Below are 16,532 nucleotides of genomic sequence, written 5' to 3' on the forward strand. Positions count from 1 at the left end.
CGTATAATGGACAAATATAATTAATCATTCGGAGTTAAAATGGCAAAAATCGCATTATTAGTAGGCACAACATTAGGGGGTTCAGAGTATGTTGCCGATGAAATGGCAGCTCAACTTGCTGAGTTAAATCACCAAACAGAGGTATTTATAGAGCCAAATATCGATGAATTAGGTGATTTTTCACTGTGGATCATTGTCAGTTCTACTCATGGAGCAGGCGATCTACCTGATAATATCGTTCCTTTTTATAAACAATTAATGATCGAAATGCCCGATCTTAGCCATATCCAGTTCGCTTTGTGTGCAATAGGGGACTCAAGCTACGATACTTTCTGCCAAGGACCTGAAATGATCACCGAACTGCTTTTACAAAATGGATCTAAAGCTATTGTGGATAAGATCCAAATCGATGTACAACAAGATCCAATACCGGAAGAACCCGCTCTAGCGTGGTTATTGCAATGGCAACATCTTATCTAAATGTCAGTAAACGCGATCATATCCTGAATAAATAATGATCCATTCACAGATTAGATTACACTTATCCACAATATACTCTTTTTTAGTATAACTTTGTGGATAAGCTATTATTTTTAGCGATCATAACTCTGTACTATTCACGGTCCGATCCGCTCAATGATCACCCTTGTGGATAACCCCCCGATCTGTCCCCATGTTATCTTGAGTTTGATCGCGATCAAATAACAGGTTAGGTTTTGCATTACTATATGATTATAAAGAAAAATAAAAGTTACCAACAGAAAAGTCCGATCCTAATAATAAGTATAATAAAAAGATCTATATAAAGATCTTAAGATCTATTAAGCAAACGCCATCTTGATCAATCAGTGAAAAATGATCGTTCACGTTCAGACAAGCAAGTGCTAAAATGATCCAATCGAAAAAAGGGTAGATTCAAATTTAACTTACTTAGCAATCAAAGGTCAGATAATGCATTTTCATGAACGGTTTGATGTAATTGTTGTTGGTGGTGGTCATGCCGGAACTGAAGCAGCACTTGCAGCGGCAAGAATGGGCTCAAAAACATTATTGTTAACTCATAACATCGACACGCTTGGCCAAATGTCTTGTAATCCAGCTATCGGTGGCATTGGTAAAGGCCATTTAGTGAAAGAAATAGATGCATTGGGTGGGGCAATGGCAACGGCAACAGACTTTGCTGGTATCCAATTTAGAACATTAAATTCAAGCAAAGGGCCAGCAGTTCGTGCAACACGAGCCCAAGCAGACAGAGCGCTGTATCGTCAAAAAATCCAACATATTTTACAAAACCAAGTTAATTTACGTATTTTCCAACAGGCTGTTGATGACCTCGTTGTTGAAAATGATAAAGTTGTTGGTGTAGTAACTCAAATGGGCTTAGCTTTCGAAGCACCTGCAATAGTGCTAACCACGGGCACTTTTTTAAGCGGTAAAATTCACATTGGACTGCAAAATTATAGCGGTGGCAGAGCCGGTGATCCACCCGCGATTGCATTGGCTAATCGCTTACGCGAATTAAATATCCGTGTTGGCCGCTTGAAAACCGGTACACCACCACGCATTGATGCAAACACCATTGATTTTTCACAAATGACCGAACAAAAAGGTGATACACCGTTACCTGTAATGTCATTTACGGGTAATGTCAGCCAGCATCCAAGACAAGTTTCATGTTTTATTACTCATACCAATGAAAATACCCACGAGATAATTCGTGGAGGACTTGATAGAAGTCCGATGTATTCTGGCGTGATAGAAGGTGTTGGGCCACGTTATTGCCCATCTATCGAAGACAAGATCCACCGTTTTGCAGACAAATCGTCACATCAAATATTTATTGAGCCAGAAGGGCTAAGCACCAATGAGATCTACCCAAACGGTATCTCAACCAGCTTACCATTTGATGTACAGCTAAATTTAGTACGTTCGATTAAAGGCATGGAAAACGCTGAAATTATTCGGCCAGGTTATGCCATTGAATATGATTATTTTGATCCACGAGATCTTAAAAACTCATTAGAAACCAAAGCCATTGAAGGACTCTTTTTCGCCGGTCAAATTAACGGCACTACAGGTTACGAAGAAGCCGGAGCACAAGGTTTACTTGCTGGGATGAATGCATCACTGCAAGTTCAAGGCAAAACGGCTTGGTGTCCTCGTCGTGATGAAGCTTACCTTGGCGTACTTGTTGATGATTTATCAACGTTAGGAACCAAAGAACCCTACCGCATGTTTACCAGTCGTGCGGAATACCGTTTATTGCTTCGCGAAGACAATGCCGATTTACGCTTAACAGAAAAAGGCCGTGAACTTGGATTAGTTGATGACAATCGCTGGAAATTATTTATAGAAAAAAGAGAATCGATCGAATTGGAACTTCAGCGTTTACGTAGCCAATGGGTTCATACTAATTCACCTTTATTAGGCGTACTTAATCCAGAATTAAATGCGCCTATTTCTCGTGAAGCATCATTTGAAGATTTACTACGTCGTCCAGAAATGGATTATGCGAAGCTAATGTCATTAGAGGGTTTTGGTCCTGGTCTTGATGATCCGCAAGCGGCTGAGCAAGTACAAATTCAAGTTAAATACTCGGGTTATATTCAGCGTCAGCAAGATGAAATTGATAAAGCTATTCGTCATGAAAACTCGTTATTGCCACTTGATTTGGATTATCAACAAGTACCAGGCCTGTCAAATGAAGTGATCGCAAAACTCAATAACCATAAACCCGATACCGTTGGACAAGCATCAAGGATCCCAGGAATTACACCTGCAGCAATCTCTATTTTGCTAGTGCATTTGAAAAAACGAGGTTTATTGCGCAAAATCGCATAAATGTTGTAATTTTTTCAACTCAATAACACAAGGGAAGCCATAAGGCTTCCCTTAGTGCTTTTACGGCTTCATAATAACTGCCGTCGTTATCATGCAACCTACGAGGCTTTCTGTGTTATCTGCCCAACTTAAAACCTATTTAGCTGAAATTAAAATGTCGGCCACCGAATTACAACAAAAACAATTAATAGGTTTTGTTGAAATGCTTGATAAATGGAATAAGGCTTATAACCTCACCTCCGTTCGCGATCCTGAGCAAATGCTAATCCGCCATATTATGGACAGCTTAACGGTTTCTCCTTACCTTGAAGGACAGCATTTTATCGATGTAGGAACCGGCCCTGGTTTACCTGGGATCCCATTAGCGATTATGAATCCAGATAAGCAGTTTGTATTGCTTGATAGTTTAGGCAAACGGTTCCGTTTTCAAAAACAGGTTCAGTTCGAACTAAAAATCAATAATATTACTCCAGTTGAAAGTCGTGTTGAAGCTTATAACCCAGAGATTAAATTTGACGGTGTATTAAGCAGAGCATTTGCATCTATTCAAGATATGCTAAGTTGGTGTCACCATTTACCGACTGAAAAAGGCATTTTTTATGCGTTAAAAGGCCAGTTAAATCAGCAAGAATTACAACAGATACCAGCAGGATTTTCGTTGGTAGAAACTATTGTATTGCATGTTCCAACGTTAGATGAACAGCGACATTTATTAAAAATAGCCAAGCAATAACACGCATTTCTTTCGCTAATTAAGCTAACCGGACATCAATAATTTTAAGACAGGATGACATTGTGGGTAAAATAATTGCCGTAGCCAACCAAAAAGGTGGCGTTGGAAAAACAACAACTTGCGTTAATTTAGCCGCATCACTTGCCGCCACAAAGCGTAAAGTGTTGTTGATCGATTTAGATCCTCAAGGCAATGCGACTATGGGCAGTGGCGTTGATAAATATGAAGTCGAGAATACCGCTTATGAATTATTAGTCGAAGAAAAACCGTTTGCCGATATCGTGATTAAAAATACCGTAGGTAAATATGATTTGATCGCAGGTAATAGTGATGTCACCGCGGCAGAAATTAAATTGATGGAATTTTATGCTCGAGAGATCCGTTTACGTAATGCAATAGCGTCGATCAAAGATGATTATGACTATATTTTTATAGACTGCCCGCCATCGCTCAATATGCTAACGGTAAACGCCATGTCTGCCGCTGATTCGGTTCTAGTACCAATGCAATGCGAATATTATGCCCTAGAAGGCTTAACAGCGTTAATTGATACTATAACTAAGCTCGGTGCTATGGTTAACCCTACGTTGAGCATAGAAGGTATTTTGCGCACCATGTATGATCCGCGCAATCGTTTATCAAATGATGTATCTGATCAACTCAAGCAGCATTTTGGTGAAAAAGTGTATCGTACCGTCATACCTAGAAATGTTCGTTTAGCTGAAGCACCTAGTTTTGGTGCACCTGCCATGTATTACGACAAATCAAGTGCTGGAGCCAAAGCCTATTTAGCCCTTGCAGGTGAAATCATCCGTCGTGCAGAACAGCAAACTCAACCCAAACAAGCGTAGGATATAAAAATGACCTTAAAAAAACGCGGTTTAGGTAAAGGCTTGGATGCCTTATTAAATCATAGTAATGCCGCAAGTCTTAAAAGCGAACAAGCAGAAGAACAGCAACAATCAGCTAGATTAAGTGATTTAATTCACCTAGATCTTGATTTATTACAGCCGGGTAAATATCAACCCCGTAAAGATATGTCATCAGAAGCGTTAGAAGAGCTGGCTGAATCGATCCGTGCTCAAGGTGTAATACAACCGATAGTTATTCGTAAAATTTCTGAAACTCACTATGAAATCATCGCCGGTGAACGTCGCTGGCGTGCCGCTCAATTAGCCAAACTTGATAAAGTCCCCTGTATTGTTAAGCAAGTGGCAGATGATGCTGCTGTCGCCATCGCCCTTATTGAGAATATTCAGCGTGAAGATCTTAATGCAATGGAAGAAGCCATCGCACTGCAACGATTACTTGAAGAGTTTGAGTTAACCCACCAACAAGTAGCCGATGCTGTTGGTAAGTCTCGTGCAAGCGTGTCTAATTTATTACGCTTAAATAGCCTCAACGAGCCTGTTAAACGTTTGTTAGAAAATGGTGACATCGACATGGGCCATGCCCGTGCATTATTGGCTGTAGAGGGTGATGAACAGACAAATTTAGCTCGATTAGTCGCGTCAAAAGAAATGACTGTTCGAGAAACTGAACGATTAGTTAATAAAGTCTTAAATCCTGCTAAAGAAGCCGAAACACCAGCTAAAGATCATGATGTTAGTCGCTTAGAGCAAGAGTTAATTGAAAAACTCGGTGCCAAGGTTGCCATTAATCATGGCAGCAAAGGTAAAGGGAAAATTGTTATAAACTATCAGAACCTTACTGAATTAGACGGGATTTTAAGTAAAATTCGTTGAAATGTGGATTAAACCAATTTCATTAGTAAGTTTGCGACATAGCTCTGTTTTTTGTTTTTGATTATTAAGTGCGTAATAGTGCATTACATAGCTGTTTTACTATCATCAACGTTGCAAACAAAGCGCGAAAAGGTATACTTTGCAGGCTTTTTGGATCTTAAGGCTAGTTTAATATATTAAATTTAACATTAGGACCACAAAAGGTATTAATGCGGAGATATAAAGTTGAGTAATGTTTTGGCGCGTCGTGGCAGGTTAGCAGCCTATAAATTAGTGCTGGTACAAGCGGCAGTGGCGAGTATTATTTCAATATTATTTTTCGTTATGTGGGGAGCACTGCATGGCTTATCTGCACTAGCAGGTGGTGTAATTGCTGTACTTCCTAATTTTGTATTCGCAACCCTAGCTTTCTCTCATAGTGGAGCAAGCTCAGCAGTAAAAGTGATTAAAAGCTTTTATTGGGGGGAAGCGGTAAAGATGCTGTTAACCATTGCATTGTTTTCGTTAGTGTTTATCAATTTAAAAGTCGGTTTTATGCCACTTTTTACCTGTTATTCGTTAGCGTTAGTAGTACATTGGATAGCACCTTTATATTTCAAGCAAAGTTAAGTGGGATGAATCATGGCTGCAACTGGTGAAGAGCTAACACAGCAAAGCTATATCCAACATCACCTTACTAACCTGCAAGTTTGTGCTACCGATAATGGGCTAGCAATGAACCATGCATGTGAAAAGGCTGGCTTTTGGACTTGGAACATTGATTCGTTGTTCTTTTCGGTTGGGCTTGGAGTGTTGTTCTTATGGCTGTTTTACAGTGCCGGCAAAAAAGCGACAACAGGCGTTCCTGGCAAATTTCAATGTTTTGTCGAGATGATTGTTGAGTTCGTTGATAGCAGTGTGAAAGAAACTTTTCACGGCCGCAATCCGGTTATTGCACCTTTAGCCTTGACAGTTTTTGTGTGGATTTTCATGATGAACTTCATGGATATGATACCTGTAGATTGGTTGCCTTGGGCAGCGAGTTTAATGGGTGTGCCATACCTAAAAGTTGTTCCGACTACCGACGTTAACATCACCTTCAGCTTAGCTATTGGTGTGTTTGTGCTGATTATTTATTACAGCATTAAAGTCAAAGGTGTTTCAGGTTTTGTAAAAGAATTAACACTTCAGCCTTTTAACCATTGGGCAATGATACCCGTCAACTTTTTATTAGAAACAGTTACTCTTGTTGCAAAGCCTATTTCATTGGCTCTTCGACTATTTGGTAACTTGTATGCTGGTGAGTTGATTTTTATTCTTATTGCATTGATGTACGGTTCTAACGTGGCGTTATCTGCTCTAGGTGTAGGTTTACAACTAGGTTGGTTAATTTTCCATATTTTAATTATTACCTTACAAGCATTTATTTTCATGATGTTGACCATTGTTTATTTAAGCATGGCTCATGAAGATCATTAAGAATAACCGAAAATTTTTTTGACCTAAATCATTAATAACAACGATTTAGAATACTGGAGATAGATATGGAAACTGTATTAGGAATGACGGCTATTGCTGTTGCTCTACTTATTGGTATGGGTGCATTAGGAACAGCTATCGGTTTCGGCCTTTTAGGTGGAAAGTTTTTGGAAGGTGCAGCACGTCAGCCAGAAATGGCGCCTATGTTACAAGTTAAAATGTTCATCGTAGCGGGTCTACTAGATGCGGTGACTATGATCGGTGTCGGTATTGCGCTATTTATGTTGTTTACTAACCCATTGGGTGCAATGCTTTAATTAACGCTTCTGTCTTTAATCTAACTAGGAGGCTGTTGTGAATTTCAACGCTACCCTATTCGGTCAGACGGTTGCCTTTATTCTCTTCGTGTGGTTTTGCATGAAGTTTGTATGGCCGCCGTTGATGAATGCCATCGAAGAACGCCAGAAGAAAATTGCTGATGGTCTGGCTGATGCCGGCCGTGCAGCAAAAGATCTAGAGTTAGCACAAGTTAAAGCTACTGAGCATCTAAAAGAAGCAAAGGTAACTGCCAACGACATTATTGAGCAAGCTAATAAGCGTAAGGCTCAAATCGTTGACGAAGCTAAAGCTGAAGCTCAAACTGAGCGAGCGAAAATTATCGCTCAGGGTCAAGCAGAAATTGAAAACGAACGTAATCGCCTGAAAGATGACTTGCGTAAGCAAGTTGCTTCTCTAGCCATCATTGGTGCAGAGAAGATTCTTGAACGTGCGATTGATCCAGAAGCCCACAGTGACATTGTTAATAAACTTGTTGCTGAAATTTGATTAAGGGAGTTGAGTTATGGCTGAATTAAGCACCATCGCTCGCCCTTACGCAAAGGCAGCTTTTGATTTTGCTGTTGAACATAAAGTAGTAGAAAGTTGGACAGAAATGTTAACTTTCGCTTCATTGGTAAGTGAAAACGAATCAATAAAGCCACTGCTTAATGGTACTTTAGCGAGTACAGAACTCGCTTCACTGTTTATTAAAGTATGCGGTGAACAAGTCAATGAGCAAGGTCAAAATCTGATAAAGGTAATGGCTGAAAACGGTCGTTTAGGGATACTGTCAACAGTATCGCTACTTTTTGCTGAATACCGTAATGAGTGGGCAAAAGAAGTTGAGGCCTATGTGGTTTCTGCTACTGAGCTAAGCTCTGAGCAACAGCAACAAATTAGTGTTTCTCTAGAGAAACGTCTCGCACGCAAAGTTAAGCTGAATTGCAGCATCGACGCATCGCTTATTGGCGGTGTTATTATTAAATCAGGCGACCTAGTCATTGATGGCTCGGTAAGCGGTAAATTATCGCGATTGTCTGATAAGCTGCAGTCGTAATTGGGAGTTTGAGCATGCAACTGAATTCCACTGAAATCAGCGATCTGATTAAGCAGCGGATCGAGCAGTTCGACGTCGTTAGTGAAGCTCGCAACGAAGGTACAATCGTTGCAGTAAGTGACGGCATCATTCGCATTAACGGCCTTGCCGATGTAATGCAGGGTGAAATGATCGAACTGCCTGGTGGCTGTTTTGCAATCGCGTTGAACTTAGAACGTGATTCTGTCGGCGCCGTAGTGATGGGGCCTTATGCTAATTTAGCAGAAGGCGATAAAGTTAGAACCACTGGTCGTATTCTTGAAGTACCAGTGGGTCGTGGTCTACTTGGCCGCGTTGTTAACACTCTAGGTGAGCCTATTGACGGTAAAGGACCTATCGAAAACGATGGTTTCTCTCCTGTTGAAGTGATTGCCCCTGGTGTTATTGAACGTAAGTCTGTATCACAACCAATTCAAACTGGTTATAAAGCCGTTGATGCCATGATCCCTATTGGTCGTGGTCAACGTGAATTGATCATTGGTGACCGTCAGACTGGTAAAACAGCGATGGCAATCGATGCAATTATCAACCAGAAAGATTCAGGCATTAAGTGTGTCTATGTTGCCATTGGTCAGAAAGCTTCTACCATTGCTAACGTAGTGCGAAAGCTTGAAGAACATGGCGCATTAGCTAACACTATCGTAGTTGTTGCATCTGCTTCTGAAACTGCAGCACTGCAATTTTTAGCGCCATATTCTGGTTGTTCTATGGGTGAATACTTCCGTGACCGCGGTGAAGATTCTTTAATCGTATATGATGATTTGTCTAAGCAAGCAGTTGCTTACCGTCAAATTTCATTGCTATTGAAGCGTCCACCAGGACGTGAAGCCTACCCAGGTGACGTATTTTATCTACACTCTCGTTTACTAGAGCGTGCTTCACGCGTAAACGTAAATTATGTAGAAAAGTTCACTAAAGGTGCAGTAACAGGTCAAACGGGTTCGTTAACCGCTTTGCCTATTATTGAAACCCAAGCTGGTGATGTATCAGCGTTCGTACCGACTAACGTAATTTCTATTACAGATGGTCAGATCTTCCTTGAAACTGATTTGTTTAACTCGGGCTTACGTCCAGCTGTTAACCCAGGTATTTCAGTTTCTCGTGTTGGTGGTGCTGCGCAGACTAAAATCATCAAGAAACTGTCAGGTGGTATTCGTACTGCTCTTGCACAGTATCGAGAGCTTGCTGCGTTCTCACAGTTTGCATCTGATTTAGATGATGCAACACGTGCTCAACTTGAGCATGGTGAGCGTGTAACCGAATTAATGAAGCAAAAGCAATATGCTCCTATGAGCGTTGCAGCACAGTCTGTGTCTATTTTCGCAGCTGAAAAAGGCTACCTTAAAGGTGTTGCTTTAAATGAAATTGGTCGCTTCGAGGCCGCTCTGCTTTCATACATGAACAGTCAACATGCTGACCTATTTAATACCATCAATGCTACTGGCGATTATAACGCTGATATCGAAGGTGAGTTAAAGGCAGGCTTAGACAAGTTCATTGAAACCCAAACCTGGTAATAATGAACAAGGGGTGTCATTAGGCACCTCAGGTCCCAGATTGGAGAGTAGAGATGGCCAACGCTAAAGAGATTAAAACCAAGATCGCGAGTATTAAAAATACTCAGAAGATCACTTCCGCTATGGAAATGGTAGCTGCCAGCAAAATGCGCAAAGCGCAGGAACGCATGAGAGCAAGCCGTCCATATGCAGAAAATATGCGTAAGGTGATCGGTCACGTAGCGCGAGGTACTCTCGAGTATAAACACCCCTATTTAGAGGTGAGAGAGGCCAAGCGGGTTGGTTACATTGTTGTAGCGACCGACCGTGGCCTTTGTGGTGGTTTGAACGTCAACTTATTTAAACAGGTTGTGTCAGACGTTAAAAAATGGAAGGAACAGGGCGCAGATTTTGAGTTTTGCCCAATTGGTGCCCGTTCTGTTCAGTTTTTTAAAAGCTTCGGTGGTGAAATATCCGCCCATGCATCAGGTTTAGGCGATGCGCCCAAACTTGTTGATTTGATTGGCACAGTACGTGTCATGTTAAAAGCTTACAACGAAGGTAAATTGGATCGTCTGTACATTGTGTTTAACAAGTTTGTTAATACAATGAGCCAGACACCAGTGATCGAACAGCTGCTACCTTTACCTAAGTCAGATGAAGAAGTAGCTAATTATCCTTGGGATTATATTTACGAGCCAGATCCAAAAGAAGTTTTGGATGTATTGTTAACTCGTTATGTAGAGTCTCAAGTGTATCAAGGTGTTGTTGAGAATATTGCCTCTGAACAGGCTGCCCGTATGGTAGCAATGAAGGCGGCAACAGATAACGCTGGCGAAATGATCGATGATTTGCAACTCGTCTATAACAAGGCCCGTCAGGCTGCTATTACGCAAGAACTGTCGGAAATTGTCTCAGGCGCTGCAGCGGTTTAGGTTTAGGTAACGAAATCAAGTTTAGAGGATTAATCATGAGCACAGGTACTGTTGTCCAAGTAATTGGCGCGGTTGTGGACGTAGAATTTCCACAAGATTCTGTACCTCGAGTATATGACGCTCTGAAGATCACTGGCGAAGGCCCATGTAATGGTTTGGTGCTGGAAGTTCAGCAGCAGCTAGGTGGTGGCGTTGTTCGTACCATCGCTATGGGTTCTTCTGATGGTCTGCGTCGTGGTCTAGAGGTAGTAAACTCAGGTTCACCAATTAATGTTCCGGTTGGGCTTAAGACCCTTGGCCGTATTATGAATGTATTGGGCGAGCCTATCGATGAAGCGGGTCCTATCGGTGAAGAAGAACGTTATGTTATTCACCGTGCTGCGCCTTCATACGAAGATCAGTCAACTTCAACTGAACTATTAGAGACGGGTATCAAGGTTATCGACCTTGTTTGTCCTTTCGCTAAAGGCGGTAAAGTAGGTCTGTTCGGTGGTGCTGGTGTTGGTAAAACAGTTAACATGATGGAACTGATTAACAACATCGCTAAAGCTCACTCTGGTCTTTCTGTTTTCGCTGGTGTTGGTGAGCGTACCCGTGAGGGTAACGACTTCTACTACGAGATGGAAGATTCAGGCGTATTAGACAAAGTTGCCATGGTTTATGGTCAGATGAACGAGCCTCCAGGAAACCGTTTACGCGTAGCGTTAACCGGCCTGAGTATCGCTGAAAAGTTCCGTGACGAAGGTCGTGACGTATTGTTGTTCGTTGACAATATTTATCGTTACACCCTAGCCGGTACTGAAGTATCTGCACTATTAGGTCGTATGCCTTCTGCAGTAGGTTATCAGCCAACACTAGCTGAAGAGATGGGTGTTCTTCAAGAACGCATCGCTTCAACTAAGACGGGTTCGATTACTTCTGTACAAGCAGTATATGTACCTGCGGATGACTTAACTGATCCGTCACCAGCAACAACTTTCGCTCACTTAGATGCGACTGTTGTATTGTCTCGTCAAATTGCTTCTTTGGGTATTTACCCTGCGGTTGACCCATTGGATTCGACTTCACGTCAGTTAGATCCTCAGGTTGTTGGCCAAGAGCATTATGATGTTGCAAACGGTGTACAAACTGTATTACAGCGTTATAAAGAGCTGAAAGACATTATTGCTATCTTGGGTATGGATGAATTGTCAGATGATGACAAAACCATGGTATTCCGAGCACGTAAGATTGAGCGTTTCTTGTCTCAACCTTTCTTCGTAGCAGAAGTCTTCACCGGTTCTCCTGGTACGTACGTTTCTCTAAAAGACACCATTCGTGGCTTTAAGGGTATCTTGGATGGCGAGTTCGATCACATTCCAGAGCAAGCGTTCTACATGGTTGGCTCAATCGATGAAGCTGTCGAAAAAGCGAACAAAAAAAAATAACTAGGCCGTAAAGCTTAGTTCTTTAAGGAGAACTTGATGGCAGCCAAAACAGTCCAACTTGATATTGTTAGTGCAGAAAGCAGCATCTTCCATGGCCAAGTTAGCTTCTTTGAAGTTAATGGTGCTGAAGGTGAGTTAGGTATTATGCCTAACCATGTTGCGTTACTAACAAAAATTAAGCCTGGTATGGCGCGCTTTATCATGCAAGATGGCAGTGTAGAAGTGTTGTATCTTTCAGGTGGTTTACTGGAAGTACAACCTACTGCAATTTCAGTACTTGCTGATGTAGCATTACGTGCCGATGATATTGATGAGAAAGCGGCTTTAGAAGCTAAAGAACATGCTGAGCAAGCAATTGCGAATGCTGGATCTGACTTCAATTACGAAGCTGCTGTAATCGAATTGGCCAAATCTTTGGCTCAATTACGTGTTGTTGAAACCATCAAGAAAAATATCACCAGATAATCTGATTATTTGACGCTTAAAAGGCGACTCTTATGAGTCGCCTTTTTTATGGGTTAAATTCCCTCGCTCTATTTTTACTTTTGGCGATATTCCGTTAAAATGTCAGCCAATCTCTATCGGTTCAATAAAGGAATGCTTAATGTCGTTAAATGTTGTGATCTTAGCTGCAGGAAAAGGAACTCGGATGCGCTCAGATCTGCCTAAAGTGCTGCATCCTATTGCCCATAAAAGTATGGTGCAACACGTGATAGATACGGCTAATTCATTAGGCTCATCTGCAATTCAATTAGTGTATGGCTATGGCGCAGATAAGTTACAAATAGCATTAGGTGAGCAAGCATTAAACTGGGTATTACAAGCAGAACAACTGGGGACCGGCCATGCGGTCGCGCAAGCAACCCCAAACATTAATGACCACGATACCGTTTTGATCCTATATGGCGATGTGCCGCTTATTCAGCAATCAACCCTAGAAGCATTATTGGCTGCTCGCCCTGTAAATGGCCTAGCTATTTTGACGGTTAATTTACCTAACCCTAGCGGTTATGGTCGTATTGTGCGTGAGCATGGCAGCGTAGTCGGCATTATTGAACAAAAAGATGCCAACGCTGAACAGCTAAAAATTAACGAAGTGAACACCGGCATCATGGCGGTACCCGGTAAGCAGCTAAAAGCGTGGTTAAAGCGTTTATCGAATAACAATGCTCAAGGCGAATACTACTTAACCGACATTATTGGCATGGCTAAAGCTGATGGCGTTGAAATTACTACCTCACAGCCGCAATCGTCTATCGAAGTTGAAGGCGCTAATAATCGCGTACAACTAGCGCAATTAGAACGAGCTTATCAAGCGCGTGCTGCTGAAAAACTGATGCTCGAAGGGGCTAACTTGCGCGATCCTGCTCGCATCGATATTCGCGGTGATGTAAGCGTAGGTATGGACGTGATGATTGATATCAATGTGATATTCCAAGGTAAAGTCACCTTGGGTAATAACGTCACTATTGGCGCAGGAGCGATTCTTATAGATTGCCAGATTGCCGATAATGCTGAAATTAAACCCTATACTATTGTAGAAGGCGCCAAGCTTGGACCCGCTGCGAGTGCAGGACCTTTTGCCCGTTTACGCCCTGGGGCAGAGCTTAAAGAAGATGCCCACATTGGTAACTTCGTTGAAATTAAAAAAAGCGTGTTAGGTAAGGGCTCTAAAGCAGGCCACTTAGCCTATTTAGGTGATGCCCAAATCGGCGCTGGGGTGAACATTGGCGCCGGTACCATCACCTGTAATTACGATGGTGCCAATAAGTTTATTACCACCATTGAAGATGGCGTATTTGTCGGTAGTGATACCCAATTAATTGCCCCCGTTACTATTGGTAAAAATGCCACCCTTGGTGCTGGTTCTACTATTACTAAAGATGTCAGCGAAGATGAATTGGTCATTACCCGCGTTAAGCAGCGCCATATTACGGGTTGGCAACGTCCGTTAAAAATTAAAAAGTAAGTTTTAAACGAATACAAAAAAACGGCTATATGCCGTTTTTTTGTTTTAACATTTTTGTTGTTTATTTATTCTGTATAGAAAATCACTGATTAAAAATAAATTAAGCTTGAGTTAACCTAGATGTGGTTTTCAATCTATTGGTTTTAAATAGTTTTGATCTATATCGCAACAGATTGTAAGTTTGTGTAAAGAACCTTAAATACAAACGCTTCTCATTTATATTACCGTTAATTCTAAAGTTAAAGGTTTAATTGAGGTGTTGGCAATGGTGTATAAATATTCAGTTATAGGTTTGGCCGTCGGTTCGGTATTAATGACTATGCCTGTGATGGCAGAGGTCTCGAGTGATGCAAGCATAGAGCGCATTAATGTTACCGGTCGTTCTTTTAACGATTATAAAGTCGGTACAGCATCTGGCGCTATGCGTGGTGATATCGACCTCATGGATACTCCGCAATCAGTCAATGTGATCCCCTATTTTGTTACCGACGAACAACTGGCCACTAACCTTGCCGAAGTGTTAGTGAACGACTCGAGCGTAACAGCCGGGACGACACGCTGGAACCGCCAAGTGTTCAGTATTCGAGGTTTTGAGTTAAGTTCGGGCAATGGTTATCTTATTAATGGCCACCAGCAATGGTCTCACTACATACAACCTATTGAAACGCTGCAACAAGTTGAAGTATTGAAAGGCCCTTCTAGTATGCTGTATGGCCAATCTGGCCCTGGCGGTTTAGTCAATATGGTGACTAAAAAACCGACCTATGACTCTATGCTTAATATCGGTTTAGACACGGATGGTTACGGCTCTACTCGTGCGAAGATAGATGCTGGAGGGAGTTTAAATGACGCTCAAAGCATTCGTTATCGTGGTGTGTTAGTTAAGCAAGACACCCAATACTGGCGTGAATATTCCACTACCGAAGAAAATCAACAGCGAGATCGTTGGTTAGGTTATCTTAATATGGAATTTGATTTAACTGATGATGTATTGTTATCGGTTAAATACGATCACACTCAAGATAAAGCCGGTATTGATGCCGGTGGTTGGTTAGATGCCCAAGGTAATGTTATTGGGAGTAATAAAACCGTTTGGGATGCACCTTGGGCTTTTACCGATAATACCATTTCTAACCTAGGTGCTGATCTGACTTGGTATATTAGTGATAAGTGGAAAGTTAAAGGGGGATATAACGATCAACAATTTAATCGTCAACGTTTCGACTCTGCGCCGCAACGTACAACCGACCCTTTTACTAATGGTTACAACATTAAACCATTTGATCGCTATGACGACTGGCAACATAAAACGGCTTATATCGATTTCACTGGCGAGTTTAATTTCGCGGCAATACAACATCAATTGTTGATCGGCGCTAACTATTTAGATTATTTCTATCAGAGACAAATCGTACGGGGTACCCCTCAAACGGTTATGCCTGGACAACCCCTTATACAGCCAGATATTGATTATCATCTTGGTACAAAAAGCACTGCAAGTGAATACCAATACTACGGCTTCTATTTACAGGATTTAATGACATTAAGTGAGCAATGGAAGTTGCTCGCTGGAGTGCGTTACGATGAACAGAAGAAAGATGGCTTAGGTCAGAACAGTTATGCGGTATCACCTAAATTTGGGATTATTTACTCGCCGATGGACAATGGCAGCATTTACGTTAACTATTCAAAGAGCTTTACCCCACAAGGTGCTGTTAGTAATCAGTTTGATGTAAACGATAAGCTAGATTTAAAACCTGAATATGGTGTTCAGTATGAAGTCGGCACCAAATGGGAGCTGTTTAACGATAGTTTGTTACTCACGGCGGCGGTATTTGATATCACCCTTGAAAATATAACTGTCTCTGAGACATTACCGACTCCAATAGCTTCCTTTACTGATATCACCACCCAAGGCGGTGAGCAGCAACATCGTGGATTTGAAGTCGGCGCCCAAGGTCAATTAAGTGATAACTGGTTTATGACCTCTTCAATGATGTACTTAAATGCCAAATATCAAATTGGCGATGAGCGAGAAGGTAAAACACCCGTTGATGCTCCAGAATTGTCAGCCAACATCTGGACTCGCTATGAAATGACCGAAGGTTTGGCAATTAATTTTGGTGCTATCTACGTTGGTGAGCGTTTTGCTAATACCGATAACAGCATTAGCAAAGACGGTTATGTCCGCTTTGATATTGGTGCCGCTTATACTATGGATATTATGGGCAAAGACGTCAGTGTTCGTGCCAATGTCAGAAATCTATTCGATACCGATTATATTGAAGGTGGTCAGTATAATATGGTCACAATCGGCCAAGACCGTAATTTCAGTGTTGCCGTCGAAACTAAGTTCTAATCAGAGATAAGATTTTATCCACTCAAAGTAGTTTCATTTCTTAATCATCAAAAGCCTCTACTTACTCAAGAGGCTTTTTTGTACTTTTATTTCAAATTTAGGCTATATGATCTAGAAAAAGTTTCATTTGCTGTTAAAATACCTTTCGCTTCGAA

16 protein-coding genes are annotated in these 16,532 nt (G+C 41.5%); all 16 read left to right on the top strand.

Translation table 11 applies throughout. The features are described 5' to 3' along the window. Nucleotides 1-39: 39 nt before the first annotated feature. Nucleotides 40-480: an FMN-binding protein MioC gene (gene mioC / locus AAEZ00_RS12270; protein WP_101033440.1), complete on the top strand. Its 441-nt coding sequence runs from the start codon at nucleotides 40-42 to the stop codon at nucleotides 478-480. A 471-nt stretch (nucleotides 481-951) separates the two neighbouring features. Then, nucleotides 952-2,841, top strand: coding sequence for a tRNA uridine-5-carboxymethylaminomethyl(34) synthesis enzyme MnmG (gene mnmG, locus AAEZ00_RS12275; protein ID WP_101033439.1), 1,890 nt, complete (start codon nucleotides 952-954; stop codon nucleotides 2,839-2,841). A gap of 112 nt (nucleotides 2,842-2,953) precedes the next feature. Then, entirely contained in the window at nucleotides 2,954-3,574 is a 621-nt protein-coding gene (rsmG, locus tag AAEZ00_RS12280; protein WP_124012914.1) for a 16S rRNA (guanine(527)-N(7))-methyltransferase RsmG, read from the top strand. A 62-nt stretch (nucleotides 3,575-3,636) separates the two neighbouring features. Next, nucleotides 3,637-4,425, top strand: coding sequence for a ParA family protein (locus AAEZ00_RS12285; RefSeq protein WP_124012913.1), 789 nt, complete (start codon nucleotides 3,637-3,639; stop codon nucleotides 4,423-4,425). A gap of 9 nt (nucleotides 4,426-4,434) precedes the next feature. After that, nucleotides 4,435-5,319 (top strand): ParB/RepB/Spo0J family partition protein, encoded by an 885-nt coding sequence (locus tag AAEZ00_RS12290; protein WP_351088684.1) that lies wholly within the window; start codon nucleotides 4,435-4,437, stop codon nucleotides 5,317-5,319. 225 nt (nucleotides 5,320-5,544) lie between these two features. After that, on the top strand, nucleotides 5,545-5,928 hold the full coding sequence (locus tag AAEZ00_RS12295; protein WP_101033435.1) for an ATP synthase subunit I: 384 nt from the start codon (nucleotides 5,545-5,547) through the stop codon (nucleotides 5,926-5,928). Nucleotides 5,929-5,940: 12 nt separating this feature from the next. Then, a complete protein-coding gene (atpB, locus tag AAEZ00_RS12300; RefSeq protein WP_101033434.1) occupies nucleotides 5,941-6,777 on the top strand; it encodes a F0F1 ATP synthase subunit A in 837 nt (278 codons plus the stop codon). 65 nt (nucleotides 6,778-6,842) lie between these two features. Beyond that, a complete protein-coding gene (gene atpE / locus AAEZ00_RS12305) occupies nucleotides 6,843-7,094 on the top strand; it encodes a F0F1 ATP synthase subunit C (protein WP_011639455.1) in 252 nt (83 codons plus the stop codon). Between the two features lie 37 nt (nucleotides 7,095-7,131). Continuing rightward, nucleotides 7,132-7,602, top strand: a complete 471-nt coding sequence (atpF, locus tag AAEZ00_RS12310) for a F0F1 ATP synthase subunit B (RefSeq protein ID WP_124012912.1) — start codon at nucleotides 7,132-7,134, stop codon at nucleotides 7,600-7,602. A 16-nt stretch (nucleotides 7,603-7,618) separates the two neighbouring features. Further along, nucleotides 7,619-8,152, top strand: coding sequence for a F0F1 ATP synthase subunit delta (gene atpH, locus AAEZ00_RS12315; protein WP_101033432.1), 534 nt, complete (start codon nucleotides 7,619-7,621; stop codon nucleotides 8,150-8,152). A 14-nt stretch (nucleotides 8,153-8,166) separates the two neighbouring features. After that, nucleotides 8,167-9,708: a F0F1 ATP synthase subunit alpha gene (gene atpA / locus AAEZ00_RS12320; protein ID WP_101033431.1), complete on the top strand. Its 1,542-nt coding sequence runs from the start codon at nucleotides 8,167-8,169 to the stop codon at nucleotides 9,706-9,708. 53 nt (nucleotides 9,709-9,761) lie between these two features. Next, entirely contained in the window at nucleotides 9,762-10,622 is an 861-nt protein-coding gene (gene atpG, locus AAEZ00_RS12325; protein WP_101033430.1) for a F0F1 ATP synthase subunit gamma, read from the top strand. A 35-nt stretch (nucleotides 10,623-10,657) separates the two neighbouring features. Continuing rightward, nucleotides 10,658-12,049, top strand: coding sequence for a F0F1 ATP synthase subunit beta (gene atpD / locus AAEZ00_RS12330; RefSeq protein ID WP_101033429.1), 1,392 nt, complete (start codon nucleotides 10,658-10,660; stop codon nucleotides 12,047-12,049). A 36-nt stretch (nucleotides 12,050-12,085) separates the two neighbouring features. Next, a complete protein-coding gene (locus tag AAEZ00_RS12335) occupies nucleotides 12,086-12,514 on the top strand; it encodes a F0F1 ATP synthase subunit epsilon (RefSeq protein WP_101033428.1) in 429 nt (142 codons plus the stop codon). Nucleotides 12,515-12,653: 139 nt separating this feature from the next. Continuing rightward, nucleotides 12,654-14,018 carry a bifunctional UDP-N-acetylglucosamine diphosphorylase/glucosamine-1-phosphate N-acetyltransferase GlmU gene (gene glmU, locus AAEZ00_RS12340; protein WP_351088685.1) on the top strand — a complete coding sequence of 455 codons (1,365 nt, stop codon included), beginning with the start codon at nucleotides 12,654-12,656 and terminating at the stop codon, nucleotides 14,016-14,018. A gap of 265 nt (nucleotides 14,019-14,283) precedes the next feature. Then, nucleotides 14,284-16,377 carry a TonB-dependent receptor gene (locus tag AAEZ00_RS12345; RefSeq protein ID WP_351088686.1) on the top strand — a complete coding sequence of 698 codons (2,094 nt, stop codon included), beginning with the start codon at nucleotides 14,284-14,286 and terminating at the stop codon, nucleotides 16,375-16,377. Nucleotides 16,378-16,532: the final 155 nt, after the last annotated feature.

Source organism: Shewanella sp. S1-49-MNA-CIBAN-0167, from assembly GCF_040310145.1.
GTDB classification, from domain to species: domain Bacteria; phylum Pseudomonadota; class Gammaproteobacteria; order Enterobacterales; family Shewanellaceae; genus Shewanella; species Shewanella psychromarinicola.